General features: G+C 55.8%; 1 protein-coding gene and 1 pseudogene. Both read left to right on the forward strand.

Annotation, left to right across the window (positions count from 1 at the left end; translation table 11 throughout):
- Positions 1-341 (forward strand): annotated as a pseudogene (locus ACBR42_RS17160) (hypothetical protein); the annotation flags it as partial.
- A 42-nt stretch (positions 342-383) separates the two neighbouring features.
- Entirely contained in the window at positions 384-704 is a 321-nt protein-coding gene (locus tag ACBR42_RS17165; protein ID WP_371208847.1) for a hypothetical protein, read from the forward strand.
- Positions 705-843: the final 139 nt, after the last annotated feature.

The following is an 843-nucleotide window of genomic DNA, read 5'->3' on the forward strand; positions in this document are numbered from 1 at the left end:
ACCTTGAACAGGTTCGGCTCCAGTATGAAGAGAATACAACGCGGTGGATACAACAGAGCCATGTCAATGAGGCGGCCCGGCAGCAGGGAAAGACACCGGGGGCAGGGTTCAGGTCCCGTATGGCGGCGCGGGAGGTTACTGCTGTGCCGCAGGAAAAATGGGACGATATCGACCGCACATTGAGACGCATGGCTTTTAAGACGCAGGATGTGGCCGAGAAGCTGGAACGTGTTGTCGGGGAAAAGCGGCGTCAGCAGGAGCAGGCGGAAAAACAGCGCAGGGAAGAACAGGTGCGTGAACGCGATCGGCGTCCGACGCGGACGGCAGGGCGTGATATGTAGCCACTGCCATCTGTTGAATTCATCGCGTGGAAAGGAAAAGACATGATTTTTGGACCCGATGCCGTAACCGCGTTTGTTGATGTGTTAAAACCGCTGGTGCTGGCCGAGCGTCAGGCAGAGTCTATCGAGACCCATGACGCCTATCTACGATTCAGAGAGGGGCAGAAGTCCCTGAACGACAGCGTTCTGGGGACCGTCCGGGCGATGGTCGCACAAATCCCGGATGTCGATCGGGATGATATGCAGGAACTCTATGATGTCCTGCTGGATCATCCAGATCTGGCTGCCACGGTTTCGGATCGCGCAGTTACCGGCGCGATCCTCAATGAAGCATGGGGCGGTCTGCACGGGTGGACAAAATGACTGTACTGGGGGGATAGTGTTGAAAAAGTCGCGCTTGCTTTGAGAGTGAAGCACTGATTCACTCTTCGCAGGAGGAACCTGCAAATGATGGGTGATCGAACGAAAATACAGGAGGCACTGTTCTACGAGTTCCGTCTTG

Source organism: Komagataeibacter sp. SM21, assembly GCF_041402665.1.
GTDB classification, from domain to species: Bacteria; Pseudomonadota; Alphaproteobacteria; order Acetobacterales; family Acetobacteraceae; genus Komagataeibacter; species Komagataeibacter saccharivorans.

Excerpts from the sequence above, each read along its gene's own strand:
- ACBR42_RS17165 (WP_371208847.1), top strand. The coding sequence starts at position 384 with ATGATTTTTGGACCCGATGCCGTAACCGCGTTTGTTGATGTGTTAAAA.